We start from the raw sequence: 25,339 nt of genomic DNA, 5'->3' as shown, positions 1-25,339 counted from the left end.
ATACATGTCGTGCCTTACTCTCAAGAGTGCAATTTCCTCAGGTTGTGTCCGCGTATGACAGGCGAAATGAACATCCTCCCGCTCCCGCCCACCACCCCGGCGACCGTTCGCCCGCAGGTCGGTGAGCTGCTCAAGCTGCTGACCCCGGTCGAAGGCCTGATCGGCGCCGGGCAAAGCGCCAAGGCCGAGGTGTTGTCGCTCAAGCAGGCGGACCAGACCTTTCAGTTATTGCTCAAGGTGACCGTCGACGGCGGACGCCAGACCACCGTGCAGGCGACCAGCAATCTGCCGTTGCCGCAAGGCACCAGCCTGGCGATCACCCAGCCCTCGGCGGGCAACCTGGCGATTACCGTGCAGCAGGCGATTGCCAGCAGCGTCGCCACCCTCACCCGCATCGACACCGCGCAATTGCCGGTCGGCACGCTGCTGCAAGGCAAAGTGCTGACCTCGCAGGCGCTACCGCAGACGCCGGGGCAGGCAGCGGTGTTCCGCTCGCTGGTCAGCCTGCTCAACACCGCACAGAGCGGCAGCACATTGACCATCGACAGCCCGCAGCCGCTGCGCATTGGCACCTTGCTGTCGGCGTTGGTGGAAGACTCACAAACCCTCAAGTTTCTGCCGATGAGCAGCCGCCAGGAACAACTGGCCGTCAGTCAGCAACTGCTCGGCCAGCAAAGTCGTCAGGCATCCCTGACAGGGTTGCTGAATGCTTTGCAAAATCTGCCGAGCGATACCGATCAGACATCGCAGGATTTGCGCGCGGTGGTCGACAAACTCCTTGCCAGCCTGCCAGACGTGCAACAACTGAGCACCGCCAAAGGCGTCGCGCTGGCGCTGGCCAACAGCGGCGCGTTCCTCGAAGCAAAACTGCTGACCGGCCAGAACCCGACGCTGGCTCCGGACATGAAAGCCGATCTGCTCAAGCTGATCGCACAACTGACCCCGGGCCTGCCGAGCAGCACCAGTTTCAACGCGATCATCGCCGCCAACACCTTGGCGCAAGCGCTGCCGAGCTTCGTCCGTAACGCCCTCGGCATGCTCGGCCAGGTCAGCGCCAAACCGGTGCCCAGCAGCTTCCCGCTGCCCGAGCGTTTGCTGCAAAGTCAGGACGGCGAAGGCGATCTGGAGCAATTGCTGCGCCTCGCTGCTGCCGCGGTTTCGCGCCTGCAAAGCCATCAACTGTCGAGCCTGGAGCAGACCGGCGTCACCGACGACGGGCGTCTGCTCAGCACCTGGCAGCTGGAAATCCCCATGCGCAACCTGCAGGACATCGTGCCGTTACAGGTCAAGTTCCAGCGTGAAGAAGCGCCGGAGCGCGAACCGCAACCGAACGAGCGCCGTGACGAGCGCGAGCCCAAGCAACAACTGTGGCGCGTCGATCTGGCGTTCGACATGGAACCGCTCGGGCCGATGCAGATTCAGGCGCAGTTGATCGCCGGCAGCCTGTCCAGCCAACTGTGGGCCGAACGGCCGTACACCGCGGACCTGATCGGCAACAACCTGTTCGCCCTGCGCCAGCGCCTGCTCGATCGCGGGCTCAACGTTGGCGACATCGACTGCCACCTCGGCACCCCGCCGCAAGGCAACCAAACCCGCCTCGAACACCGCTGGGTCGACGAAACCGCATGAACGATTCCACTGCCCCACGCCAGGCCATCGCCCTCAAGTACGACGGCAACCACGCCCCGACCCTCACCGCCAAGGGTGATGATGAACTGGCCGAAGAAATCCTGCGCATTGCTCGTGATTGCGAAGTGCCGATCTATGAGAATGCTGAATTGGTGCGCTTGCTGGCGAGGATGGAACTGGGCGACAGCATTCCCGAAGAGCTGTATCGCACCATCGCCGAGATCATCGCGTTTGCGTGGAATCTGAAGGGCAAATTCCCCGAGGGGCAGGACCCGAATGCGCCGATGGTCGAGAAGGACATCACTGATCGCGGCGATGATTATTAAGCCTTAAAAGCAAAAGATCGCAGCCTTCGGCAGCTCCTACATTGGAATGCGTTTCCCTGTAGGAGCTGCCGAAGGCTGCGATCTTTTGATCTTGCTTCTAGTTCTTGTGAAGCTTGCGCATCAACTCCGCCTCAGCCTGGGTCAACCCGCAGGACTGAGTCAGTTCATCGACGCTTGCGCCCATGCCTACCAGTTTCGCCGCCTGGGCGAATGACAGGCTCGACGGGTCGCGTTGTTCAAGCGCGACAATCTTGTCCGGCAACGGACTCACCACCGCGCGCAACTCGTGCAGGGCGTCGCCCATGCGCACATTGCCGTTCTGGTAATCGTCGACACGCTTGGCCAGTTCCTTGATGCGCTGATCACGCAGCGCATCGCCCTGGGCCTGTTGCGCAGCGATGACGCGCTGCGCCTTGATGTACGACACAAACATTGCCAGCGTGCCTGCCCAGAAGAGGAACAGGACAATGACCGCGACCTCGAGAATCAATCAGATATTCTCCAGGTCCGACCATTCTTCTTCGCTCATCATCTTGTCCAGCTCGACCAGGATCAGCAACTCGTTGTTCTTGTTGCACACGCCCTGGATGAACTTGGCCGATTCTTCGTTGCCGACGTTTGGCGCCGTCTCGATTTCCGACTGACGCAGGTAAACCACTTCGGCCACGCTGTCGACCATGATGCCGACGACTTGCTTATCGGCTTCGATGATGACGATACGGGTGTTGTCGCTGATCTCGCCGCTGTTCAGGCCGAAGCGCTGACGGGTGTCGATCACGGTGACCACGTTACCGCGCAGGTTGATGATGCCCAGCACGTAGCTCGGTGCACCTGGCACTGGAGCGATCTCGGTGTAGCGCAGCACTTCCTGAACGCGCATCACGTTGATGCCGTAGGTTTCGTTGTCCAGTTTGAAGGTTACCCATTGCAGGATCGGATCTTCAGAACCTTTTGCATTCGTCGCCTGACTACTCATACCCTGACCCCTCGAAAAAACCGCTCTGAGCGGTGTGTGTTCTGTGTGGCGGCATTCAACAATGCCGTCGCCTGATTGTTATGTCGGCAGCTATGTCGGTTTATGTAGCGGCTTGTGGCCGCCGAGGTGCTTTGCCCCACCGCTGGCGATCAACTCGGCCAGTGCGGAAACGTCAAGCAATGCACACATGTGCTCAATCACGGTGCCGGCGAGCCATGGCCGCTGACCCCGGTGACTTCTCCATTTGATTTCATTCGGGTCCAGACGCAACGAGCGACTGACCTGATGCACCGCCAAGCCCCACTCGTAACCTTGTACCGAAATCACGTACTGCAGGCCCTGACGGAAGTCATCGCGATAGCGATCGGGCATGACCCAGCGCGCGGTGTCCAGCACTTTCAGGTTGCCGGCCTGGCTCGGCAGGATCCCGAGGAACCACTCCGGCTGACCGAACAGCGGCGTCAGCTCATGGCCGGCCAGCGAATAGATCGAGCCGAGGCACACCAGCGGCACGGCCAGGGTCAGGCCAGCGACGTCGAACAGCAGGCATTCGAAGGCTTCCGAGGCCCACGCCGGACGGCCGTCGGTTTCCACCGGTGGCGGCGTGTTGTTCGGCGGCAGATGCACTTCCACCAGCGGCGGGACCAGCGTTTGCTCGACGGGTGCGGGTGCGACGGGTGCCGGAGCTGGTTCGACCACGGCCGGTTCCGGCGCGGTTTTCAGCAATTGGGTTTGCAGCAGCGGAGCGAGCGTCGAGACCGATGCACGAACCGGCGCTGCTTCCTCGATCAAAGCCACCGGCGCTTTGGCAACCGCTGCAACGGCAGGCGCGGCAACCGGCGCAGCAGGCCTGGCCGCTTTCTGCGCGTCACGCGCCTGCTCTTCCAGTACCGCTGCCTGGAACTCGTCCAGCGCCTCGGTACTTTCTTCGACAACTTCGACTGGCGTCGGCAACGCGTCAGGAATTTCCTGGAGCAAACTGTCCAGATACGACTGCAAGGCCAACTGCGGCTTCGACGTCAACTTCAAAGGCCGGTTCATGCACAGTCCCCTGTAGGAGCTGCCGCAGGCTGCGATCTTTTGATCTTTTCAGGCGCGCCACAAAGCAAGATCAAAAGATCGCAGCCTGCGGCAGCTCCTACAAGGTTCAACGTCATTCAAGCCACCTGCGGAACAAGTTGTTGCGCCAACAGGTGCTTGAGCAGCGCACGATACGCCAGCACGCCACGGCTCTTGCCGTCGAATTGCGAAGGCGTTACGCCGGCCCGGCTGGCGTCGCGCAGACGGGTATCGACCGGGATATAACCCTGCCAGATCTCTTCTGGGAATTTGTCGCGCAGCACACGCAAGGTATGCATCGATGCCTGCGTACGGCGATCGAACAGGGTCGGCACGATGCTGAACGGCAACGCCTGTTTGCGCGAACGATTGATCATCGCCAGGGTGTTGACCATGCGCTCCAGACCTTTGACGGCCAGATGCTCGGTCTGCACCGGGATCACCAGTTGCTGGCTCGCCGCCAGGGCGTTGACCATCAGTACGCCGAGCAACGGCGGGCTGTCGATCACCGCGTAATCGAAGTCCTGCCACAGCTGCGCCAGACTCTTGGCGATTACCAGACCCAGGCCACTCTGCCCCGGCGACTGACGCTCAAGGGTTGCCAGCGCGGTGCTCGATGGCAGCAGCGAAATACGTTCGTCACTGGTCGACAACAGCAGCTGCCCCGGCAGGCCTTGCGGCACGCTGCCCTTGTGCAGAAACAGGTCGTAGTTGCTGTGTTCCAGGCTGTCGGGGTCGTAGCCGAAATAGCTGGTCATCGAGCCGTGCGGGTCGAGATCGACCACAACCACGCGCTTGCCCGCCTCGGCCAGCAATCCGGCTAAAGCGATGGAAGATGTGGTTTTACCGACACCACCCTTTTGATTGGCGACTGCCCAGACTCTCATTCGGTTCGTTCCTCCCGGCCGATATGCTCGACCGAGACATAGCTCAGCGTGTTAATGCGGGTGACGGAGAATTGACGGCACTCTCGCGTCCCGGCGTCTTGACCGGGGTCGGTGCAGTTTGTGTGCCAGCCCGCTTCAATGCAGCGTCCGGTTGCGCATTGGCGGTTCCGGTGCCCGTGAGGCTGCGGCGCACATCGAGATTGCGCGACACCACCAGCACCACACGACGGTTTTTCGCACGGCCTTCAGCGGTGGCGTTATTGGCGACCGGCTGGAACTCACCGTAACCGACCGAGGCCAGGCGGCCAGGATTGACACCCTGCATCGCCAGCATGCGCACGATGCTCGCTGAACGCGCGGAAGACAGCTCCCAGTTGGTCGGGTACTGCGCGGTGCGGATCGGCTGATCATCGGTGAAACCTTCGACGTGGATCGGGTTATCGAACGGCTTCAGAATCGCCGCGACCTTGTCGATGATGTTGAAGGCGATGTCGCTTGGCATGGCGTCACCGCTGCCGAACAACAGGCTGGAGTTGAGTTCGATCTCGACCCACAGTTCGTTGCCACGCACGGTCATCTGATTAGAGCTGATCAAGTCACCGAAGGCGGCGCTGATGTCATCGGCAATGCTTTTCAGTGGATCGCTGGCGCCAGCGATACCGGCGTCGACCTGTTCGGCGTCCTTGACCAGCGGCTTGGCCGGGGTCACGGTCTTCGGTCGTTCATCACCAATCGGGATCGGTTTGAGCGAGCGGTCGGAGTCGGTGAAGACCCCGATCAGCGCTTCGGAAATGACTTTGTACTTGCCTTCGTTGATCGACGAAATCGAGTACATCACCACGAAGAACGCGAACAGTAGCGTGATGAAATCCGCGTAGGACACGAGCCAGCGCTCGTGATTGACGTGTTCTTCCTGGTGGCGACGACGAGCCATGAGGTTATTCCCTTAATCCATGAAGCCTTGCAGCTTCAACTCAATGGAGCGAGGGTTTTCACCTTCGGCGATCGACAGGATCCCTTCCAACAACATTTCGCGATAACGCGACTGCCGCAACGCGATTGACTTCAGCTTCGCCGCCACCGGCAGCAACACCAGGTTGGCACTGGCCACGCCGTAAATGGTCGCGACGAACGCCACGGCGATGCCGCTGCCCAGTTGCGTCGGATCGGCGAGGTTGCCCATCACGTGAATCAGGCCCATCACCGCACCGATAATGCCGATGGTCGGCGCGTAGCCGCCCATGCTTTCAAAGACTTTCGCCGCCTCGATGTCGCGGGCTTCCTGGGTGTAGAAATCCACTTCGAGGATGCTGCGAATCGCTTCCGGCTCAGCACCGTCGACCAGCAGTTGCAGGCCTTTGCGCGAGTAGTTGTCCGGTTCGGCATCCGCCACGCCTTCCAGGCCCAGCAGGCCTTCCTTGCGCGCGGTGAGGCTCCAGTTGACGACGCGATCGATGCCACCGGCCAGATCGACCCGTGGCGGAAACAGAATCCAGGCGAGGATCTGCATGGCGCGTTTGAACGCGCTCATCGGCGATTGCAGCAGTGCGGCACCGACGGTGCCGCCCAGTACGATCAATGCCGCCGGGCCGTTGGCCAGCGCACCGAGGTGACCACCTTCAAGGTAGTTACCGCCGATGATGGCGACGAACGCCATGATGATCCCGATAAGGCTTAAAACATCCATCAGAGACACGCCTCGACAATGTGTTTGCCGATGTCGTCGAGGCTATACACCGCGTCAGCGAGGTCAGCTTTAACGATGGCCATCGGCATGCCGTAGATCACGCAACTGGCTTCGTCCTGCGCCCACACCGCGCTGCCGCCCTGCTTGAGCAGACGTGCGCCTTCACGGCCGTCGGCGCCCATGCCGGTCAACACCACCGCCAGAACTTTGTCGCCGTAGGATTTCGCCGCCGAACCGAAAGTGATGTCCACGCACGGCTTGTAGTTCAGACGTTCGTCGCCCGGGAGGATTTTCACCGCGCCACGGCCGTCGATCATCATTTGCTTGCCACCCGGCGCGAGCAACGCCAGGCCCGGACGCAGGATGTCGCCATCCTCGGCTTCCTTGACGCTGATGCGGCAGAGCTTGTCGAGACGTTCGGCAAATGCCTTGGTGAATGCCGCCGGCATGTGCTGGATCAGCACGATCGGCGCGGGGAAATTCGCTGGCAACTGAGTCAGCACGCGTTGCAGCGCCACCGGGCCGCCCGTCGACGTACCGATGGCAACCAGTTTGTAGGCTTTGCGTTTCGGTGCCGGCGACGAAGCGCTGGCGGCCGGAGTACGGCTTGGAGCAGGTGCATGCACAGGCGCGGGTGTCGGACGTGCCGGTGCGCTGGTGCTGTGGCTGCTGAAGCTGGATGGCGCCGGAGCAGGCGTCGGTGCTGCGGCTGGAGCCGGCGCACTGTAAGCACTGAAACGACGGTTACTGCGCGAGATGCTATGCACCTTTTCGCACAGCAACTGCTTGACCTTCTCCGGGTTACGCGAGATGTCTTCGAAATTCTTCGGCAGGAAATCCACCGCACCGGCGTCCAGCGCATCCAGGGTGACCCGGGCGCCTTCGTGCGTCAGCGAGGAGAACATCAACACCGGGGTCGGGCAGCGCTGCATGATGTGCCGCACTGCCGTGATGCCGTCCATCATCGGCATCTCGTAGTCCATGGTGATCACGTCCGGCTTGAGCGCCAGCGCCTGATCGATCGCCTCTTTACCGTTGGTGGCGGTGCCGACCACCTGAATGCTCGGATCCGCTGAAAGAATTTCCGAGACGCGGCGGCGGAAAAAACCCGAATCGTCCACCACCAGGACTTTGACTGCCATAAACACTCCATTAGGTGCAGCGGGACGTTGTCGCCCCGCCGCCCCGGATTCAAATACGCCGTGCGGCGTAACGCTTGAGCATGCTTGGAACATCGAGAATCAGCGCGATGCGGCCGTCACCGGTAATGGTGGCGCCGGACATGCCCGGAGTGCCCTGCAGCATTTTGCCCAATGGCTTGATGACCACTTCTTCCTGACCGACCAGTTGATCGACGACAAAGCCGATCCGCTGCGTGCCCACCGAAAGGATCACCACGTGGCCTTCACGCTGCTCTTCGTGAGCGGCGGAGCTGACCAGCCAGCGCTTGAGGTAGAACAATGGCAGCGCCTTGTCCCGCACGATCACCACTTCCTGACCGTCGACGACGTTGGTGGTCGACAGGTCGAGGTGGAAGATTTCGTTGACGTTGACCAGCGGGAACGCAAACGCCTGATTGCCGAGCATGACCATCAGGGTTGGCATGATCGCGAGGGTCAGCGGCACCTTGATGACGATCTTCGAGCCCTGGCCCTTGGTCGAGTAGATGTTGATCGAGCCGTTGAGCTGGGAAATCTTGGTCTTCACCACGTCCATGCCGACACCGCGGCCGGACACGTCGGAGATCTCGGTCTTGGTCGAGAAACCCGGGGCGAAAATCAGGTTGTAGCACTCGGTATCGCTGAGGCGATCGGCCGCGTCCTTGTCCATCACACCGCGTTTTACCGCGATGGCACGCAGGACATTCGGGTCCATGCCTTTGCCGTCATCGGAAATCGACAGCAGGATATGGTCGCCCTCTTGCTCGGCTGCCAGCACCACGCGACCACCACGGGCCTTGCCCGACGCTTCGCGTTCTTCTGGCGACTCGATGCCGTGGTCGACGGCGTTGCGCACCAAGTGGACCAGCGGGTCGGCCAGGGCCTCGACAAGGTTTTTGTCGAGGTCGGTTTCTTCACCCACCAGTTCCAGGTTGATCTCTTTCTTCAGCTGACGTGCGAGGTCACGAACCAGACGCGGGAAGCGCCCGAAGACCTTCTTGATCGGCTGCATCCGCGTCTTCATCACCGCGGTCTGCAAGTCAGCCGTGACCACGTCGAGGTTCGACACGGCCTTTTGCATGGCTTCATCGCCGCTGTTCAGGCCCAGGCGCACCAGACGGTTACGCACCAGCACCAACTCGCCGACCATGTTCATGATTTCGTCGAGACGTGCCGTGTCGACACGCACGGTGGTTTCGGCTTCGCTCGCCGGTTTTTCCGGTGGCGGTGTCGCCGGCGCACGGGCCGGAGCCGGTGCAGCAGCGGCAGCCGGTTTTGGCGCTTCGGCTTTTGGCTCAGGCTTGGGCGCGGCTTTCGGCGCAGCAGCGGGAGCGGCCGCAGCCTTGGCGGCAGGCGCAGCCACCGTCGAAGCGGCGCCGGCAGTCGCGGCACCAACGTCAGTGAACTTGCCTTTGCCATGCAATTCGTCGAGCAGCGATTCGAACTCGTGATCGCTGATCAGATCGCTGCCGGCAGCAGCCGCCGCTGGAGCAGCAGGCGCCGGTGCCGAGGCAATCGCCGACTCCAGCGCATCGACGGCAAAGTTGCCCTTGCCATGCAACTGATCGAGCAGTGCTTCGAATTCGTCGTCGGTGATGTCTGAGCTGTCGCCCTTGGCCGGTGCCGCAGCAGCTGCCGCAACTGGCGCAACCGCGTCCACCGCGAACTGGCCTTTGCCGTGCAACTGATCGAGCAATGACTCGAACTCGGCATCGGTGATTTCATCGCTCGCGGCTTCAGCGGCCGTTTGCGCAGGGGCAGCAGCGGCCGGGGCTTCGGCTTCGGCCTTGACGGCGTTCAGCGAGTCCAGCAGTTGCTCGAATTCGTTATCAGTGATGTCGCCCGAGGAATCGCCTTCAACGACCAGTTCTTCGATCATCTCGGCCACCGGCGAAGCCGGGGCTGCGTCCGCCGCTTGCGGTTCGGCCAGGCGCGCCAGGGCGGCCAGCAGCTCCGGCGTGGCGGCGGTGATCGGAGCACGCTCGCGGACTTCGCTGAACATGCTGTTCACCGCGTCCAGTGCTTCGAGGACAACGTCCATCAGTTCTGCATCAACGCGACGCTCACCCTTGCGCAGGATGTCGAACACGTTTTCGGCGATGTGACAGCACTCCACCAGCTCATTGAGCTGAAGGAAGCCGGCGCCCCCTTTTACAGTGTGGAAACCGCGAAAAATTGCGTTGAGCAGATCTGCGTCATCCGGACGGCTTTCCAGCTCGACCAGTTGTTCGGACAGTTGCTCAAGAATCTCGCCGGCCTCAACCAGGAAATCCTGAAGGATCTCTTCATCGGCGCCGAAGCTCATTAATGGGGTGCTCCTACAGGTCTAAAAACCCAAAAAACCTAAAATTCCAAAACTCTAGAACCCGAGGCTGGATAACAAATCGTCCACATCGTCCTGACCGGACACAACGTCTTCTCGTTTATCGGCATGAATCTGCGGACCTTCACCCTGCGAGAGATGTTTTTGTGGATCTTTTTCTGCAAGCATCGCGGCGCGGTCATGTTCGATGCCCGCAAAGCGGTCGACCTGACTGGCCATGAGCACGAGTTTGAGCAAATTGCTTTCGACTTCGGTGACCAGTTGGGTCACACGCTTGATCACCTGACCGGTCAGGTCCTGGTAATCCTGGGCCAGCAGGATGTCGTTGAGATTGCTCGACACCGCACGGTTGTCCGTGCTGCTGCGTGACAGAAAACCGTCGACCCGGCGCGCCAGTTCACGGAACTCTTCAGCCCCGACCTCGCGACGCATGAAGCGGCCCCAATCAGCGCTCAAGGTCTGGGCTTCATCAGCCAGACTATTGACCACCGGCGTGGCGCTTTCCACCAGATCCATGGTGCGGTTGGCCGCGGCCTCTGTCAGCTTGACCACATAGCCCAGGCGTTCGGTGGCGTCGGTGATTTGCGACACTTCCTCGGCCTGCGGCATGTTCGGGTCGATCTGGAAGTTGACGATCGCACTGTGCAGTTCACGTGTGAGCTTGCCCACTTCCTGGTACAGGCCACGGTCACGGGTCTGATTGAGCTCATGGATCAGTTGCACAGCGTCGCCGAACCTGCCTTTTTCAAGGCTTTCGACCAGTTCGACCGCGTGTTTTTTCAGGGTCGACTCGAAATCGCCCTGTGAAGATTCGTTATGCTCCATAGCTCCCCCGCGCGTTCATCAGCCGATGCGTTCGAAAATCTTCTCGATTTTGTCTTTCAACGCCTGAGCCGTGAAAGGTTTGACTACGTAGCCGTTTACACCGGCCTGAGCGGCTTCAATGATCTGCTCGCGCTTGGCTTCTGCAGTCACCATCAGCACTGGCAGGTGCTTGAGCTTTTCATCGGCACGCACGTGGCGCAGCAGGTCGATACCGGTCATGCCCGGCATGTTCCAGTCCGTTACCAGAAAGTCGATGCTGCCGCTGTTGAGCACTGGAATGGCAGTCACGCCATCGTCAGCCTCGACGGTGTTGGTGAACCCAAGATCACGCAGCAGGTTCTTGATGATCCGCCGCATCGTTGAGAAGTCATCAACGATGAGGATTTTCATGTCTTTGTTCAATTCGACCTCCAAGCAGTCTTAAACGCGCCCAGCACCTGGACGCGCCACTTCAATCAATCGGCTTAGCACTCGAAGACTGTCTGGAGCACAACAGAGCAAGACCGGTGCCGTTCATCACCGCACCAGCCTCGTTCGCAGTGTCCCCACACCGCCTTCAGCGCGCTCGCCACTCCCCCAAACGCCCCCGCAAACGGGCCGCGCACTGGCTGTGTAACTGGCTGACCCGCGATTCACTGACGCCAAGGACTTCACCGATTTCCTTGAGGTTCAGCTCTTCGTCGTAGTACAGCGCCAACACCAGTCGCTCACGCTCCGGCAAATTGGCAATCGCGTCCGCCAACGCAGCCTGGAAACGTTCATCTTCCAGATCGCGCGACGGCTCAAGATGAGCACTCGCGCCATCCTCGTGCAGCCCTTCGTGTTCGCCGTCCTGCAGCAGGTCGTCGAAACTGAACAGGCGGCTGCCCAAGGTGTCATTCAAAATCCCGTAGTAATCGTCGAGACTCAATTGGAGTTCGGCTGCAACCTCGTGATCTTTAGCGTCACGGCCGGTTTTAGCTTCAATTGAGCGAATTGCGTCACTGACCATACGGGTATTGCGGTGAACCGAGCGTGGCGCCCAGTCCCCTTTGCGCACTTCGTCGAGCATCGCGCCGCGGATTCGAATGCCCGCGTACGTTTCAAAACTGGCGCCTTTGCTGGCGTCATATTTGGTCGAGACTTCGAGCAGACCGATCATTCCGGCCTGGATCAGGTCTTCGACCTGCACACTCGCCGGCAAACGCGCCAGCAAGTGGTAGGCGATGCGTTTGACCAGTGGCGCGTAACGCTCGATCAGTTCGTACTGCGCGTCACGTGCCGACTTCTTGTAGTAGTTCATACCGCTTGCGGTCATAGCACGGGCCCTGCCGTTTGCTGCACGAGGCGCTCGACGAAAAACTCAAGGTGGCCACGCGGGTTGGCGGGCAGCGGCCAGGTGTCGACCTTCTGCGCGATCGCCTTGAACGCCAGTGCGCACTTGGAACGCGGGAAGGCTTCATACACCGCACGCTGCTTCTGCACCGCTTTACGCACGCTTTCGTCGTAAGGCACGGCGCCGACATATTGTAGGGCCACGTCAAGGAAGCGATCCGTGACCTTGGTCAACTTGGCGAACAGGTTGCGCCCTTCCTGCGGGCTCTGCGCCATGTTGGCGAGGACGCGGAAGCGGTTCATGCCGTAATCGCGGTTGAGCAATTTGATCAGCGCGTAGGCGTCGGTAATGGACGTCGGCTCGTCGCAGACCACCAGCAACACTTCCTGGGCTGCGCGAACAAAACTGACTACCGAGTCACCAATACCCGCAGCGGTGTCGATCACCAATACGTCGAGATTGTCGCCGATGTCGCTGAACGCCTGGATCAGGCCGGCGTGTTGCGCCGGGCTCAGGTGGACCATGCTCTGCGTGCCGGACGCCGCCGGCACGATGCGAATGCCACCGGGGCCTTGCAACAGCACGTCGCGCAATTCGCAACGGCCTTCGATGACGTCGGCCAGCGTGCGCTTAGGGGTCAGCCCCAACAATACGTCAACGTTCGCCAGACCGAGGTCGGCGTCCAGCAGCATGACCCGACGGCCAAGCTCTGCCAGCGCCAGCGACAAGTTCACTGACACGTTAGTCTTGCCGACGCCACCTTTGCCGCCGGTCACCGCGATCACCTGTACGGGATGCATGCTGCCCATGTTATTTCTTTACCTTGTCTTGCATAGACGGAGGCCACATTACTGGCTGCGCGTTCACAACCGGAACAATGCATGGCAGACCATCGATGTAGGTACAAAAACTGTTCATGAATACCTCAGCCTACCTGCTTGGTCGGGCTGTGATAGATATCAGCGAACATGTCAGCCATGGCTTCTTCGCTGGGTTCTTCCTGCATTTGCACGCTGACGGCGCGGCTGACCAGTTGATGACGACGCGGCAGATGCAAATCATCCGGAATCCGTGGGCCATCGGTCAGGTACGCGACCGGCAATTCATGACTGATCGCCAGGCTCAACACTTCGCCAAGGCTGGCCGTTTCATCCAGTTTAGTCAGGATGCAGCCGGCAAGCCCGCAACGCTTGTAACTGTGATAAGCGGCGGTTAGAACCTGTTTCTGGCTGGTGGTTGCCAAGACCAGATAATTTTTTGACCGAATGCCACGCCCGGCCAGACTTTCGAGCTGCATGCGCAGGGCTGGATCGCTGGCTTGCAGGCCGGCAGTATCGATCAACACCACGCGTTTGCGCAGCAGTGGATCCAGCACCTGCACCAGCGATTGGCCCGGATCGACGTGGGTCACCGGCACATTGAGAATGCGACCCAGCGTCTTCAGCTGTTCCTGAGCGCCGATACGGAAACTGTCCATGCTCACCAGCGCGACATTCTGCGCGCCGTATTTCAGCACATAACGCGCGGCAAGCTTGGCCAGCGTAGTGGTCTTGCCCATGCCGGCCGGGCCGACCATGGCAATCACACCGCCCTCTTCCAGCGGCTCGACTTCCGGTACGGCAATCATCCGTGCCAGGTGCGCGAGCAACATGCGCCAGGCCTGACGCGGCTCTTCGATATCGGTGATCATCGCCAGCAGATCGCGCGACAACGGGCCGGACAGGCCGATACGTTGCAGACGGCGATACAGATTGGCCTGCGCCGGACGGCTGCCTTGCAGCTGATTCCAGGCCAGGGTACCGAGCTGGACTTCCATCAGCTCGCGCAGGCTGTTCAATTCAAAACGCATCGAATCCAGTGCGCGCGGATCAACACCGCCGGAAGACTGCGCAGGTGCCGGGGCTGGACGCGCCGGAGCGGCGTAGGTCGGCTCGGTCAGCGGTTCAGCTGCGGTCAGCGGCAGGCCGGCCGTCAACGGCAGGCCAGCGAAAATCTGGCGATTGCTGTTGCCATCGGCTTCGCCACGCAGGCTCAACTCGGCCTGAGCGGTGACGATGCGCGACTGGGTCTTGCGCAGCTCGTCTTCGAGCTCCATGTTCGGAACCCGTGGCGCCAGCGCCGACAATTTGTAATCCAGTGCCGCCGTCAGCTCGACACCGCCGGCAATGCGGCGGTTGCCAATGATGGCGGCATCAGCGCCCAGCTCATCACGAACCAGCTTCATGGCCTGACGCATATCGGCGGCAAAGAAACGCTTAACTTGCATAAACCACTACCTCAGCCGTTGGGCCCTACTGTCGCAACGATGGTCACTTGCTTGTTGTCCGGTATTTCCTGGTAGGCCAGCACATGCAATCCAGGGACTGCGAGGCGGCCAAAGCGCGAGAGCATCGCGCGGATCGGGCCAGCGACCAAAAGGATCACCGGCTGACCTTGCATTTCCTGACGCTGCGCCGCTTCGATGAGCGAACGCTGCAGCTTCTCGGCCATGCTTGGCTCCAGCAGAACGCCCTCTTCCGAGCCTTGTCCTGCCTTCTGCAGACTATTGAGCAATATTTGTTCCAACCTTGGTTCCAAGGTGATCACAGGCAGCTCCGACTCAGTGCCTACAATGCTTTGGACGATGGCGCGCGATACGCCGACGCGCACCGCAGCCACCAACGCGGCGGTATCTTGACTCTTCGCAGCGTTGTTGGCGATGGCTTCGGCAATACTGCGGATATCGCGCACCGGCACGTGTTCGGCCAACAGCGCTTGCAGCACTTTCAGCAGTTGCGACAGCGAAACCACGCCCGGCACCAGCTCTTCCGCCAGTTTCGGCGAGCTTTTGGCCAGCAATTGCATGAGTTGCTGCACTTCCTCGTGGCCGATCAGCTCACTGGAGTGCTTGTACAGAATCTGGTTCAAGTGCGTGGCGACCACGGTGCTGGCATCGACCACGGTGTAACCGAGCGATTGTGCCTGGGCACGCTGGCTGATTTCGATCCACACCGCTTCCAGACCGAAAGCCGGATCTTTGGCATTGATACCGTTGAGCGTGCCGTAGACCTGGCCCGGGTTGATCGCTAGCTCGCGATCCGGGTAGATCTCGGCTTCGGCGAGGATCACGCCCATCAGAGTCAGGCGATAGGCGCTCGGCGCCAGATCGAGGTTGTCGCGGATGTGCACGGTCGGCATCAGGAAGCCCAGATCCTGCGAAAGCTTCTTGCGCACGCCCTTGATCCGCGCCAGCAATTGCCCACCCTGATTGCGATCCACCAGCGGGATCAGGCGATAACCGACTTCCAGACCGATCATGTCGATCGGCGTGACGTCATCCCAGCCCAGCTCCTTGGTTTCCATGGCACGGGCCGGCGACGGCAGCAGTTCCTGCTGGCGCTTGACCTCTTCCAGCGCCACGACCTTGGCCACGTTCTGCTTCTTCCAGAACAGGTACGCGCCGCCAGCGGCTAGCGCAGCCATGCTCAGGAAGGAGAAGTGCGGCATGCCCGGCACCAGGCCCATCACGGCCATCAAACCGGCCGCCACCGCCAACGCTTTCGGCGAGGCGAACATCTGGCGATTGATCTGTTTGCCCATGTCTTCCGAACCGGAAGCACGGGTCACCATGATCGCTGCCGCTGTCGATAACAACAGTGATGGCAATTGCGCCACTAAACCGTCACCGATGGTCAGCAAGGCGTAAACCCGACCGGCATCGCCAAAGCTCATGTTGTGCTGGAAGATACCGACGGCCATGCCGCCAATAAGGTTGATGAACAGAATCAACAGACCAGCGATGGCGTCACCCCGGACGAACTTGCTGGCACCATCCATCGAACCGTAGAACTCGGCCTCTTGGGCGACTTCCTGACGGCGCATCTTGGCCTGGTTCTGGTCAATCAGACCGGCGTTGAGGTCGGCGTCGATCGCCATTTGTTTGCCGGGCATTGCATCGAGGGTGAAGCGCGCGCTCACCTCGGAAATCCGCCCGGCACCTTTGGTCACCACGACGAAGTTGATGATCATCAAGATCGCGAAGACCACGATACCAACCACGTAGTTACCGCCGATCACCACCTCACCGAAGGCCTGAATCACCTTACCGGCAGCGGCGTGGCCGTCCTGACCGTGCAGCATCACCACCCGCGTCGAAGCTACGTTCAACGCCAGCCGCAGCAACGTCGCGACCAGCAGAATCGTCGGGAACACCGCAAAATCCAGCGGCCGCAGCGCGTACACGCAGACCAGCAGAACGACGATCGACAGCGCGATGTTGAAGGTGAAAAACACGTCGAGCAGGAACGGCGGCACCGGCAACATCATCATCGCCAGCATCACCAGCAGCAACAACGGCACGCCCAGATTGCCCCGACTGAGGTCGGCAACGTTTGTGCGAGCAGTGTTGAATAACTGAGAGCGATCCACCGGTTTTCCCCGTTCCTTTAAAGCAAACTTTTGACGCCCAGAGCGGGCTCACGGCGGGTACTGCAAGAAGCTTTCCAACTTTTGCCGGGGAATGAAATCGGGAGAGAAAACATGCCCCCTGTAGGAGTGAGCCTGCTCGCGATAGCGGCGTGTCATTCAAAAAATTCGTCAACTGACACTCCGCTATCGCGAGCAGGCTCACTCCTACATTTGGTGTGCATTTCACTCTTACATTTGGAATGCAGTCTCTTCTGGGAGTGAGCCTGCTCGCGAAGAGGCCAGTGAAGTCCGCCAAATCGCCTTTTAAACTCAGGCGTTTAAAAGACACCTCCAGACACGCCTTCCAGGCTACAAATCCTTGCGCCATTGCCTACAGCCAAGCCAGAATCCGCCGGCTTGTGCGTCTTGGGGTCGGGTTCTATTGTGGGTCGGTCGCTGACGAATCAGCGATCGGGTCTCGCAGCCCGTCGATCTCTGGACGCACAACACCCGCTTTTTTATGGCGGCTGTACGTGGGAGACCTTCGGGTCTGCCGGTTCTAGAGTCCCGGTCTGCGACCCGCGTATAGCTGCCACCCTCATTCGTCTCGCAGCGAACGTTGGCAGCTCCAATGACTCTAGGAGCTTCACCATGATCAAACCAACACCCAACCCACCCGAAACCGACCCCACCTCCCCCTACGAATCCCTCGATTCCAAAAAGCTCCACGACGCCGCCGACCGCGCCCTCGATCACTACCTCTGCCCACCCGGCTCGACCCCGCCGCCACGTAAAACCCGTCGGATGTACGCCGTCACCGCAGATTTCAAGAACGAGGAACTGCTGGCCGATGCCAGCGAAACACTCGCCTCCGCCAGAACCATCGCCCATGACTTCGCCCATCTCCTTCCCGCGTCGCAACGCAGGACGCTGTTGGGGATCGCGCAATTGATCATGCTCGGCGAGCTGGCGGTGAATCGGGTGATGGATAATCTGCAGTTGCCGCAGTAACGCCCCGCGATGATCGTTCCCACACTCCTGTGTGGGAATGCCTCAACGGACGCTCCGCGCTCGGCTTCGGAAGGGACGCGGAGCGTCCCGGGCTGCATTCCCACGCAGAGCGTCACTAGTGTCCGGTAAAAACTGTTTCATAGCAGAAGGCAGCCTTGAGCTGCCTTCTGCTCTGTTCGCTTCTGCCTTCGGTGTTCAAGATGTTCGATACTTGATGGCGTTCGAACAACGTATGGGCTAGCCGAATGACGAAGCTGGAAATAGACCCGGAGCCACCTGATCGGCGCTGATAGAGATGCAGCAAAAGGTATGTGATCAGAGCGCTGTAAATCTGCAGACGAACGGCATTTTCGGAGAGGCAAAAATAGCGTTTGAGCTTTAGGTTTTGCTTGATCCACTTGAAAAACAACTTAATCTGCCAGCGCTGTTTGTACAGCCCGGCAATTTCTTCAGCAGAGCGAGAAAAGTCGTTAGTGACCAGCACCAGCGGTGTTTCGTGATCATCTCGGCGAATCTGTACTCGGCGTACCGCCTGATCCCGATAGAGATTCGCCAACCCCGCTGCGCTTCAAATTAAAAGCGGAGGTTTGTCACTTCCATCGAACCTTTTTTCACCAGATCACATACGACCGACCTACCGACTTTGAAGTTGAATTGGTGCTTTTGGCTTTCAGGGATCAGAAAGAAAAAACATCTTCCGTCAGGGTCAAGCGGAGGTTCCGGGTAAGGTGAGCGAATTTTCCCGGCAAGTATGTCTTTTATTCTGACGTATTCATCGTGCGTTCCCGGAAAGATAGTGCCCCTACCAGTTTTTTCGTTGTAGCTTACGAATGAACCCACGTCATCTTTATCTTTCAATTCCATTTCCTTTTCTCCTTTGCTATCGCATAAGCAAGCGCACCCGATGTGCGGCGCCACCCGGCAATCAAACCGCAGCAGCACGCGTCCCACACCTGTAAAACCTGACAGGTAAGACGTCTTTTCAGACGAAAGGTAAACCTGAGAATCACGCATAAGTCCGGTGATATCGGACCGAAAAGCGGACAGATTTATTTAACCATTGATGTATGGCCAAAAGCATTTCAGACGAACGGTGATAAAACCTGTAACTTCTGACAGTAGATGCGTTTTCATATGTCTGCTTGAGTAGCCACTCATCAACTCAGCAGAGCAATCGTCATGAGCACGGTCAATCGGATTATCGAAGATTTCAACAATATGGAAAATTGTGTATTCGTGCAGAACAGTGGATTCGAGCGACCCGATATGGACTTTTTCCTCGGCCCTCGACCCAATGAAAATTCGGTAATGGTCATCAGAAACTTTAAAGAAGAAGAGCACTTCGGCGGCAAGGTACTAGGTGTCATGAGCGGAGAGCTTAAAATAACCCTTAAAGCGCCGGCCTCGGCTATCAGCCTTTGGTTCATTAATGCCGGGGAAGGGTTTGAAGCCTATTTCTATAATAAAGACAATCAAAAACTCGGCCAGAGCGATCAGCGAGCAAAGGAGGGCGGTAGCATGTTGTTGGAACTGAAATTCGAACATCAAGACATACACAGCATCACCATCATTGAACCCAACGGGACGATTGTGCTCTTTGACAATATCGTGGCCACTTCCTGACTACGCAGCCTGACGGGAGCAAGCTCCCTCGCCACAATGACCGCACCAGGAGGCGGACTCTCATTGGGTCAGGCATAAAGAACCGCCGGCCCGTTCAATCGGGATGGCGGTTTTTTGTTGTATCACCGCAATGTCAGGAATCGCGGCGCAGTTCCGGCGGAATCGGCAAATCGTCCTTGAGCGGATCCGAGAAAAGGGGACAAATCTATTTAAGCAGTGATTTAAACAGCGAGACTTGGCCGAGATTTTTTTGCCTACCGGGATGGCCCTTTCGCGAGCAAGCTCGCTCCCACAGGGAAACGCATTGCAAATGTGGGAGCGAGCTTGCTCGCGAAGGGGCCAGTTAAGTCAGTGCAAATCGCCTTTTAAACTCTGGCGTTTAAAAGACACCTTCAGATACGCCTTTCAGGCTACAAATCCTTGCGCCATTGCCTACAGCCAAGCCAGAATCCGCCGGCTTGTACGCCTTGGGGGCGGGTTCTATTGTGGTGCGGTCGCTGGCGAATCAGCGATCGGGTTTAGCGATCCGATACCCTACAGACGCTCAATCCCCAGTCTCAATTGCAGCTTTTTCTATCTGCACTTGGCGTCATGGTGGCTGTGCGTGGGAGACCTTCGGGTCTACCCGGGGTTTCTGTGACCCGGATCGCTAACCTGCGTACAGCCGCCACCTTTACTTGTTTAGCGATGAGCCGTGGCGGCTAAATCAACCACGGAGTCTCACCATGATCAAACCAACACCCAACCCACCCGAAACCGACCCCACCTCCCCCTACGAATCCCTCGATTCAAAAAACTCAACGACGCCGCCGAACGCGCGCTCGATCACTACCTCTGCCCACCCGACTCTACCCCACCGCCACGCAAAACCCGCCGGATGTACGCCGTCACTGCGGACTTCAAAAACGAGGAACTGCTGGCCGATGCCAGCGAAACACTCGCCTCAGCCAGAACCATCGCTCATGACTTCGCCCACCTCATACCCGCGTCACAGCGCAGGACGCTGCTGGGTATCGCGCAACTGATCATGCTCGGTGAACTGGCGGTGAATCGAGTGATGGATAATCTGCAGTTGCCGCAGTAGCACGCCTCCGTGACAAGCCTTGAATGAGGCGCTGTGGCTGCCGATGCCTTCGTCGGATCGCCGCCCAGAGCAAACCCGCTCCCACAGAGATCGGTGTCGATCACAAGGCTGTATTTACACCGCCCAACCTGTGGGAGCGAGCCTGTTCCGGGCTGCGATCCGACGAAGGCGTCTTCAAAGACTCCCCATCGATCGAGCAAGAGATACAAACAACCGCTCGTCGAATACCCTTGCACACCTGTCAGATCTGACAGGTGTGCAATCTGCCGTTTCGCCGTTCAATCACTCCGTCATTTCCCGCCACGGAGTCCTCGCCATGTCCCCCCCCATCGAACCGATGATCCTTGAGGAACTCGGCATCCCCGGTCGCAGCAAAGACCCGGTGTCGACGGATCCCGATGTCTGGGGCATCAACATCGCTGCGGCGCTGGGCAACTTTCCGCTTCATGGCCTGCTGTGCCAGGCGGGGCCATGGGGCAACATGGCGGAAGGCGACAGGCTGACGATCTTTTGGGGCACCGGGCAGAACGTCTGGTTGGAAATCGTCAACAAGGACGAAGTCAAGACGCAACTGCGCATGTTCGTGCCTCCCCAGCACATGGTCGATGGCAAGTTTTCGGTGTCCTATTCCGTCAAGCCGCTGGGCGCGAGCAAAGATGAACCGTCCGAAGTCATGCAGGTGCTGGTCAAGCTGACGCGCCCGGGCGGCCATGATGACAACGGTGACGGCGGGCATTCCAAGCTGATCATGATCATTCCCCAAGACATTCTTGACGATGGCATCAACAAGGAGAACCTGGAAGCTGGCGTGAAGATCAGCATTGGCGAGGCCAATGGCACACCGCCCTACCCCTACGCTGCGGCCGGCGATATTTGTCGCTTGAGTTGGGGTGGGATCTACGTGTTCAGTGAGCCGCTGACCCAGGAACAGGCCGAAGGCAAGACGCCGATCATCATCACCATCACCAAAGAGATCATAAAAGAGGCCGGCGATGCGCCCGGCGTGGCCGTGGTGTTCGAGGTGTACGACTGCGTCTTCAACCGCTCCGAGGACTGGAGCCCCGAGCAGCGTATAAAGGTGGCCGTAGATGAGAGCCGGCTGGTGGCGCCGTTGCTCAAGGGAACGGTGAACAACGTGCTGGATGTCGACGAGCTGGGCGACGCCGATGGCACCGTGCAAGTTATTGCCACGGATACGAGCACGTTCAAAGTCGGAGACGAGGTATTCATCAGGATCAAGGGCACCCCCGTCGAAGGACCGCCGATTGATTGGGAACCGTCAGCAGGCGTGGAGTTGAACAGTGTGCCGAGCATTATGGAAATCAAGGCCCCCAACGCCGTGCTGCGCCAGTTGGCCAAATCGCAGATCACCTTGTCTTACCGCCTGGAAAAAGCCGACGGCTCCGCCGATCTGAAATCCAAAAGCCAATTCATCCGCGCCATCGGCGAAGTGCAGCGGCTGGCCGCGCCGGAAGTGCTGGACGCGAACTCCGGAGCGCTGGACCCTACACTGCCCCAAATCCGTCTGGAGATCCCCTTCGACAAATCCTTTGTCGAAGGCCAGGTCCTTCAGCCAGCCATGCTCGGTACCACGCCCGGCCGCAAACCGTACCTGCCTGAGCTGCCAACGCGCCCCATCACCCACAACGACATCGTCGCGGCCAAACCACTGTTGTACAACATCGACGGCAAACACCTGGCCCCGGTCGACGGAGGCACCGCGGAGTTCTACTACCAACTACTGATTCCGAGCGCAGTGCTCACCACGCTGGACGCGTTCGAGGCCTCCCGCGCCATTCGCGAGTCGGTCCACAGCGACATCCTGCGCGTCGGCGAACCACGCCAGGAACTGCCGCAACCCAAGGTGGCCGGCGTGGTAGACGACGTCCTGCCAGCAGACACCGCCGGCACCACCGCGACGGTGATCTATAAGGAAACGGTCAACGGCGATGAAATTTTCATGTCCTGGCTCGGCTCGATCACCGGTCAATACCCCGACTCGATCAAGCTGAACGAATTCACCGCCGGCAAGGAAGTGCCGTTCACCATCCCGGCCGCGATGATCAAGGACAATGAAGGCGGAACGGTCGAGGTCAAATACGAGATCAAACGCGCGGCGGGCGGGACGAGTTATTCGGATACGTTGAAGTTCAGTGTCGGCGTGGCGCTGGATCTAAAGCCGCCGAGAATTAAAGAAGCACTCAATGACATTCTTCAACCGATCGCTGCCAAGGAAACACTGACGGCGGTGATACCAGCGTTCACGAATATGGCTGGTAAAAAAATAAGCGTCGACTTTATCGGCACACCTGGCGAGGGCAGCCAAACAGTTGGCCCGACTGATGTGATCGCACCGGGAGACCTGGAGATACCCCTAGCCAACTCACTGGTCGCGTTCAATCTGGGAAAAACGGTGAAAGTTTCTTATCACGTTTTCCTTGATGAAAAATTGCTGGGTTCACATGAGTCACAAGCAACCGTCCAAAACTTCAGCGCGCAGGATCCCAACCTGCCAAGGCCGGCTATTGCTGGAGAAACTGGCACAGTGCTGAACACTGGCAACCTGCCAAATGACGCGGAGGTGCAAATTGAAAAGTGGCCTTTGCAATTGCTCCATCAAAATATCTGGCTGCGTTACGATGGTATTGACAACGATGGAAACGCCATTGCCAAAGTATTCTGGGCGGGAGCTGCGCACAAAGGTGACGACGGACTGTTTTATCGTGCAGAGGTTGCCTGGCTGCACAATCTCAAAGACACGAGCTTGTTAACCATAATGTTCAAATTGAACTTCGATAAAGTGGCCAATAACGATAGGGCAGTACTGTTTCCGTTACGCACTTACACGATCAAAACCGTCGAAAATGTGGAGCCGACCATTGACTCGGTCAAAGGCTCGTCCAGCAATGAAGACATTCCCGCCGGCGGCCAGACCGTAGAAACGACCATTATCCTGTCAGGTACGGCCACTCCAGACACAAAAATCGATCTGGCCAATAACGGCACACTGATGCCGAATACGGAAATTCAAGTTGATCCAAAGGGGGAATGGACATTTCGACTGACCGGACTGGTGGCAGGGAACACCTACAAACTGAGAGCCCGACGCAAGGACGGCATACTTTCCAATACCTGGGATATTGTCGTCGTCGCATCGGTAGTGCCGACGCTGGACAATGTGCTGGATGACAGAAATGAAGAAGTGCTGGAAGGTACAATCACGGTCAGCACCGATCTGATACTCAAAGGCACAGCTAGCCTGGGTCAACAGATCAACATCCGTGACGGCAGCGGGTCCGGTTCAGCCACAAGGGGAACTGCGACTGCCAACCTGACTACAGGCATCTGGGAATGTCCGATTACCGTGCCTCTCGGCGTGCGACGGTTGTACGCCGAGGCCTGTTATCCGAGTAATCCGTTGTATTCGGATGTGCGTAACCTGAGCGTAACGGAGCCCACCGCTCCCACGCTGACGTCAGTGAAAGGCTCACCAGGCAACGCCGAAATCCCCGACGGCAACCCCACGGTTGAAACGGCTGTGACGCTAAGCGGCGTGGCCGCCAAAGGCCAGAAGGTCGAAATCTTTGACGGGACCGTCTCCAAAGATCAGGTAACGGCACATGCCACAACCGGTGTCTGGACGCTGCTCGTCAGTGCCCTGGCTGTGGCAGCACACAGCTTTACCGCTAAGGCGCTGTACGGCTCTGGCGCCGTGTCAGCAGCCAGAACACTGACCGTCACAGCCGCCACCGCTCCCACTTTGACATCGGTCAAAGGCTCTCCCAGCGATGTCGAAATCCCTCAAGGCGGAGTCACGGTGGAAACTGCCGTAACCCTGAGCGGCGTCGCGGCCAAAGGCCAGAAGGTCGAAGTCTTTGACGGCACAGTCTCCAAAGATCAGGCAACGGCACATGCCACAACCGGTGTCTGGACGCTGCTCGTCAGTGCCCTGGCTGTGGCAGAACACAGCTTTACCGCCAAGGCGCTGTACGGTTCAGGTGCAGTGTCGGTGGCAAGAACGCTGACCGTCACAGCCGCCACCGCTCCGACTTTGACATCGGTCAAAGGCTCTCCCAGCGGTGTCGAAATCCCGGAAAACGGCTACACAGCGGAAACCGCAATCTCGGTCAGTGGCATCGCCGCCAACGGCCTGACAGTCGAAATATTTGACAATAATGTATCCAAGGCACAAGCCACCGCCAATGCGTCAGGTGCATGGGAGCGAATCATCACAGTCTTGAGTACAACAACGGCGCACAGTATTTATGCCAAAGGACTTTATGGACCGGGGGCTTCGACAGGAAAAAGGGGATTTACGGTGCTTCCGGTGTCTTTTGTGGAGGGTTTTGAAAAATATCCTGCGCAAATAATAAGCACCCTGGAAACGACTTACATGACAATTACATCCCAGCCTGCTCAAGATGGCTATGTAAGCATTATAAATAGCGGAAATGCATACCTATATTTAGTTAGCAGAAACAACAATATTGCGAGGGCCACGCTGAGTCTGAGAGTACCTTGCTCTCGTATAGAGTTCACTTACTCCATCTGGAGCGACAACAATCCTGGCGCTGCATTTACTGCGACTTTCTACGGAAATGGGTCTACGCCGTTGAAAACATTGAGGATACAAGCAAACCAACATACGGACCCTAAACGCGAGGTCGTTATAGAGCCGAATATCAGGCGAGTAGAACTAAGCCATTTAACTGGTGGTAGCGGCATCTTCATTACTATTGACGATATCAAGTTTACTGCTCAGGCGTGACTAGAAACTGTAAATAGAAGGGGACGGATTTATTTAACAAGTGAGTTAAACAGCGGGCTTGATCGAGATTTTTTGCTGACCGGGATGGCCCTTTCGCGAGCAAGCTCGCTCCCACAGGGAAATGCATTTCAAATGTGGGAGCGAGCTTGCTCGCGAAGGGGCGAGTGAGGTCAGCGCAAATCGCCTTTTAAACTCAGGCGTTTAAAAGACACCTTCAGACACGCCTTCCAGGCTACAAATTCTTGCGCCATTGCCTACAGCTACGCCAGAATCCGCCGGC

21 protein-coding genes and 1 pseudogene are annotated in these 25,339 nt (G+C 58.7%); 6 read left to right on the top strand and 16 right to left on the bottom strand.

Translation table 11 applies throughout. The features are described 5' to 3' along the window. Window positions 1-54: 54 nt before the first annotated feature. Window positions 55-1,629, top strand: coding sequence for a flagellar hook-length control protein FliK (gene fliK, locus AC3IUF_RS08445; protein WP_095114136.1), 1,575 nt, complete (start codon window positions 55-57; stop codon window positions 1,627-1,629). Further along, the gene (locus tag AC3IUF_RS08440; RefSeq protein WP_007919976.1) at window positions 1,626-1,955 is read left to right on the top strand and encodes an EscU/YscU/HrcU family type III secretion system export apparatus switch protein; all 330 of its coding nucleotides are present in this window, start codon (window positions 1,626-1,628) and stop codon (window positions 1,953-1,955) included. Before fliK ends, AC3IUF_RS08440 begins: the two co-directional genes overlap by 4 nt. Window positions 1,956-2,052: 97 nt before the next feature. Here the strand turns inward: AC3IUF_RS08440 and AC3IUF_RS08435 are convergent, their stop codons facing one another. The 14 genes from AC3IUF_RS08435 to flhA all read right to left on the bottom strand — a co-directional run bounded on the left by AC3IUF_RS08435 (window position 2,053) and on the right by flhA (window position 16,594). Next, on the bottom strand, window positions 2,053-2,445 hold the full coding sequence (locus tag AC3IUF_RS08435; RefSeq protein ID WP_007919978.1) for a DUF2802 domain-containing protein: 393 nt from the start codon (window positions 2,443-2,445) through the stop codon (window positions 2,053-2,055). Then, window positions 2,446-2,931: a chemotaxis protein CheW gene (locus AC3IUF_RS08430; RefSeq protein ID WP_007919980.1), complete on the bottom strand. Its 486-nt coding sequence runs from the start codon at window positions 2,929-2,931 to the stop codon at window positions 2,446-2,448. Window positions 2,932-3,021: 90 nt separating this feature from the next. Then, window positions 3,022-3,972 carry a CheW domain-containing protein gene (locus AC3IUF_RS08425; protein ID WP_489280867.1) on the bottom strand — a complete coding sequence of 317 codons (951 nt, stop codon included), beginning with the start codon at window positions 3,970-3,972 and terminating at the stop codon, window positions 3,022-3,024. 116 nt (window positions 3,973-4,088) lie between these two features. Next, a complete protein-coding gene (locus tag AC3IUF_RS08420) occupies window positions 4,089-4,877 on the bottom strand; it encodes a ParA family protein (RefSeq protein WP_007919990.1) in 789 nt (262 codons plus the stop codon). A gap of 43 nt (window positions 4,878-4,920) precedes the next feature. Beyond that, complete coding sequence (motD, locus tag AC3IUF_RS08415; RefSeq protein ID WP_007919992.1) at window positions 4,921-5,811, bottom strand: flagellar motor protein MotD; 891 nt, start codon at window positions 5,809-5,811, stop codon at window positions 4,921-4,923. 12 nt (window positions 5,812-5,823) lie between these two features. Continuing rightward, window positions 5,824-6,564: a flagellar motor protein gene (locus tag AC3IUF_RS08410; RefSeq protein WP_007919994.1), complete on the bottom strand. Its 741-nt coding sequence runs from the start codon at window positions 6,562-6,564 to the stop codon at window positions 5,824-5,826. Next, window positions 6,564-7,706 (bottom strand): protein-glutamate methylesterase/protein-glutamine glutaminase, encoded by a 1,143-nt coding sequence (locus AC3IUF_RS08405; RefSeq protein WP_489280866.1) that lies wholly within the window; start codon window positions 7,704-7,706, stop codon window positions 6,564-6,566. The genes AC3IUF_RS08410 and AC3IUF_RS08405 overlap by 1 nt, the downstream gene beginning before the upstream one ends. A gap of 49 nt (window positions 7,707-7,755) precedes the next feature. Then, window positions 7,756-10,029: a chemotaxis protein CheA gene (locus AC3IUF_RS08400; protein ID WP_007919999.1), complete on the bottom strand. Its 2,274-nt coding sequence runs from the start codon at window positions 10,027-10,029 to the stop codon at window positions 7,756-7,758. Window positions 10,030-10,083: 54 nt separating this feature from the next. After that, a complete protein-coding gene (locus tag AC3IUF_RS08395; protein WP_007920000.1) occupies window positions 10,084-10,872 on the bottom strand; it encodes a protein phosphatase CheZ in 789 nt (262 codons plus the stop codon). A gap of 18 nt (window positions 10,873-10,890) precedes the next feature. Further along, complete coding sequence (locus tag AC3IUF_RS08390; RefSeq protein ID WP_161986607.1) at window positions 10,891-11,262, bottom strand: chemotaxis response regulator CheY; 372 nt, start codon at window positions 11,260-11,262, stop codon at window positions 10,891-10,893. Between the two features lie 166 nt (window positions 11,263-11,428). Then, complete coding sequence (gene fliA / locus AC3IUF_RS08385) at window positions 11,429-12,169, bottom strand: RNA polymerase sigma factor FliA (RefSeq protein WP_007920004.1); 741 nt, start codon at window positions 12,167-12,169, stop codon at window positions 11,429-11,431. After that, on the bottom strand, window positions 12,166-12,996 hold the full coding sequence (fleN, locus tag AC3IUF_RS08380) for a flagellar synthesis regulator FleN (protein ID WP_003222917.1): 831 nt from the start codon (window positions 12,994-12,996) through the stop codon (window positions 12,166-12,168). The genes fliA and fleN overlap by 4 nt, the downstream gene beginning before the upstream one ends. A gap of 116 nt (window positions 12,997-13,112) precedes the next feature. Continuing rightward, window positions 13,113-14,453 (bottom strand): flagellar biosynthesis GTPase FlhF, encoded by a 1,341-nt coding sequence (gene flhF / locus AC3IUF_RS08375; RefSeq protein WP_489280865.1) that lies wholly within the window; start codon window positions 14,451-14,453, stop codon window positions 13,113-13,115. A gap of 11 nt (window positions 14,454-14,464) precedes the next feature. Beyond that, a complete protein-coding gene (flhA, locus tag AC3IUF_RS08370; RefSeq protein ID WP_007920014.1) occupies window positions 14,465-16,594 on the bottom strand; it encodes a flagellar biosynthesis protein FlhA in 2,130 nt (709 codons plus the stop codon). 630 nt (window positions 16,595-17,224) lie between these two features. Here flhA and AC3IUF_RS08365 point away from each other — a divergent pair. Then, window positions 17,225-17,584 carry a DUF6124 family protein gene (locus AC3IUF_RS08365; RefSeq protein WP_489280864.1) on the top strand — a complete coding sequence of 120 codons (360 nt, stop codon included), beginning with the start codon at window positions 17,225-17,227 and terminating at the stop codon, window positions 17,582-17,584. Between the two features lie 115 nt (window positions 17,585-17,699). Here AC3IUF_RS08365 and AC3IUF_RS08360 read toward each other — a convergent pair whose 3' ends face one another. Beyond that, the gene (locus AC3IUF_RS08360; protein ID WP_414916258.1) at window positions 17,700-18,140 is read right to left on the bottom strand and encodes a transposase; all 441 of its coding nucleotides are present in this window, start codon (window positions 18,138-18,140) and stop codon (window positions 17,700-17,702) included. Between the two features lie 17 nt (window positions 18,141-18,157). After that, window positions 18,158-18,448, bottom strand: coding sequence for a hypothetical protein (locus tag AC3IUF_RS08355; protein ID WP_095114141.1), 291 nt, complete (start codon window positions 18,446-18,448; stop codon window positions 18,158-18,160). 315 nt (window positions 18,449-18,763) lie between these two features. Between AC3IUF_RS08355 and AC3IUF_RS08350 the strand changes: the two genes are divergently transcribed. From AC3IUF_RS08350 to AC3IUF_RS08340, 3 genes and pseudogenes are all read left to right on the top strand, one after another. Continuing rightward, window positions 18,764-19,207 (top strand): hypothetical protein, encoded by a 444-nt coding sequence (locus tag AC3IUF_RS08350; protein ID WP_489280863.1) that lies wholly within the window; start codon window positions 18,764-18,766, stop codon window positions 19,205-19,207. Window positions 19,208-19,932: 725 nt separating this feature from the next. Beyond that, window positions 19,933-20,291, top strand: a pseudogene (locus AC3IUF_RS08345) (DUF6124 family protein). A 316-nt stretch (window positions 20,292-20,607) separates the two neighbouring features. Beyond that, window positions 20,608-25,059 (top strand): hypothetical protein, encoded by a 4,452-nt coding sequence (locus AC3IUF_RS08340; RefSeq protein WP_489280862.1) that lies wholly within the window; start codon window positions 20,608-20,610, stop codon window positions 25,057-25,059. Window positions 25,060-25,339: the final 280 nt, after the last annotated feature.

It is taken from the genome of Pseudomonas sp. KH_040 (genome assembly GCF_057839305.1).
Note: the sequence above shows the minus strand (reverse complement) of the source record. Positions and strands in the feature narration are given on the sequence as shown.

What these genes read in the sequence shown, in the direction of transcription:
- fliK (WP_095114136.1), top strand. Translation starts at nt 55, where the DNA reads ATGACAGGCGAAATGAACATCCTCCCGCTCCCGCCCACCACCCCGGCG.
- AC3IUF_RS08440 (WP_007919976.1), top strand. Translation starts at nt 1,626, where the DNA reads ATGAACGATTCCACTGCCCCACGCCAGGCCATCGCCCTCAAGTACGAC.
- AC3IUF_RS08430 (WP_007919980.1), bottom strand. Translation starts at nt 2,931, where the DNA reads ATGAGTAGTCAGGCGACGAATGCAAAAGGTTCTGAAGATCCGATCCTG.
- AC3IUF_RS08425 (WP_489280867.1), bottom strand. Translation starts at nt 3,972, where the DNA reads ATGAACCGGCCTTTGAAGTTGACGTCGAAGCCGCAGTTGGCCTTGCAG.
- AC3IUF_RS08420 (WP_007919990.1), bottom strand. Translation starts at nt 4,877, where the DNA reads ATGAGAGTCTGGGCAGTCGCCAATCAAAAGGGTGGTGTCGGTAAAACC.
- motD (WP_007919992.1), bottom strand. Translation starts at nt 5,811, where the DNA reads ATGGCTCGTCGTCGCCACCAGGAAGAACACGTCAATCACGAGCGCTGG.
- AC3IUF_RS08410 (WP_007919994.1), bottom strand. Translation starts at nt 6,564, where the DNA reads ATGGATGTTTTAAGCCTTATCGGGATCATCATGGCGTTCGTCGCCATC.
- AC3IUF_RS08405 (WP_489280866.1), bottom strand. Translation starts at nt 7,706, where the DNA reads ATGGCAGTCAAAGTCCTGGTGGTGGACGATTCGGGTTTTTTCCGCCGC.
- AC3IUF_RS08400 (WP_007919999.1), bottom strand. Translation starts at nt 10,029, where the DNA reads ATGAGCTTCGGCGCCGATGAAGAGATCCTTCAGGATTTCCTGGTTGAG.
- AC3IUF_RS08395 (WP_007920000.1), bottom strand. Translation starts at nt 10,872, where the DNA reads ATGGAGCATAACGAATCTTCACAGGGCGATTTCGAGTCGACCCTGAAA.
- AC3IUF_RS08390 (WP_161986607.1), bottom strand. Translation starts at nt 11,262, where the DNA reads ATGAAAATCCTCATCGTTGATGACTTCTCAACGATGCGGCGGATCATC.
- fliA (WP_007920004.1), bottom strand. Translation starts at nt 12,169, where the DNA reads ATGACCGCAAGCGGTATGAACTACTACAAGAAGTCGGCACGTGACGCG.
- fleN (WP_003222917.1), bottom strand. Translation starts at nt 12,996, where the DNA reads ATGGGCAGCATGCATCCCGTACAGGTGATCGCGGTGACCGGCGGCAAA.
- flhF (WP_489280865.1), bottom strand. Translation starts at nt 14,453, where the DNA reads ATGCAAGTTAAGCGTTTCTTTGCCGCCGATATGCGTCAGGCCATGAAG.
- AC3IUF_RS08365 (WP_489280864.1), top strand. Translation starts at nt 17,225, where the DNA reads ATGATCAAACCAACACCCAACCCACCCGAAACCGACCCCACCTCCCCC.
- AC3IUF_RS08355 (WP_095114141.1), bottom strand. Translation starts at nt 18,448, where the DNA reads ATGGAATTGAAAGATAAAGATGACGTGGGTTCATTCGTAAGCTACAAC.
- AC3IUF_RS08350 (WP_489280863.1), top strand. Translation starts at nt 18,764, where the DNA reads ATGAGCACGGTCAATCGGATTATCGAAGATTTCAACAATATGGAAAAT.
- AC3IUF_RS08340 (WP_489280862.1), top strand. Translation starts at nt 20,608, where the DNA reads ATGTCCCCCCCCATCGAACCGATGATCCTTGAGGAACTCGGCATCCCC.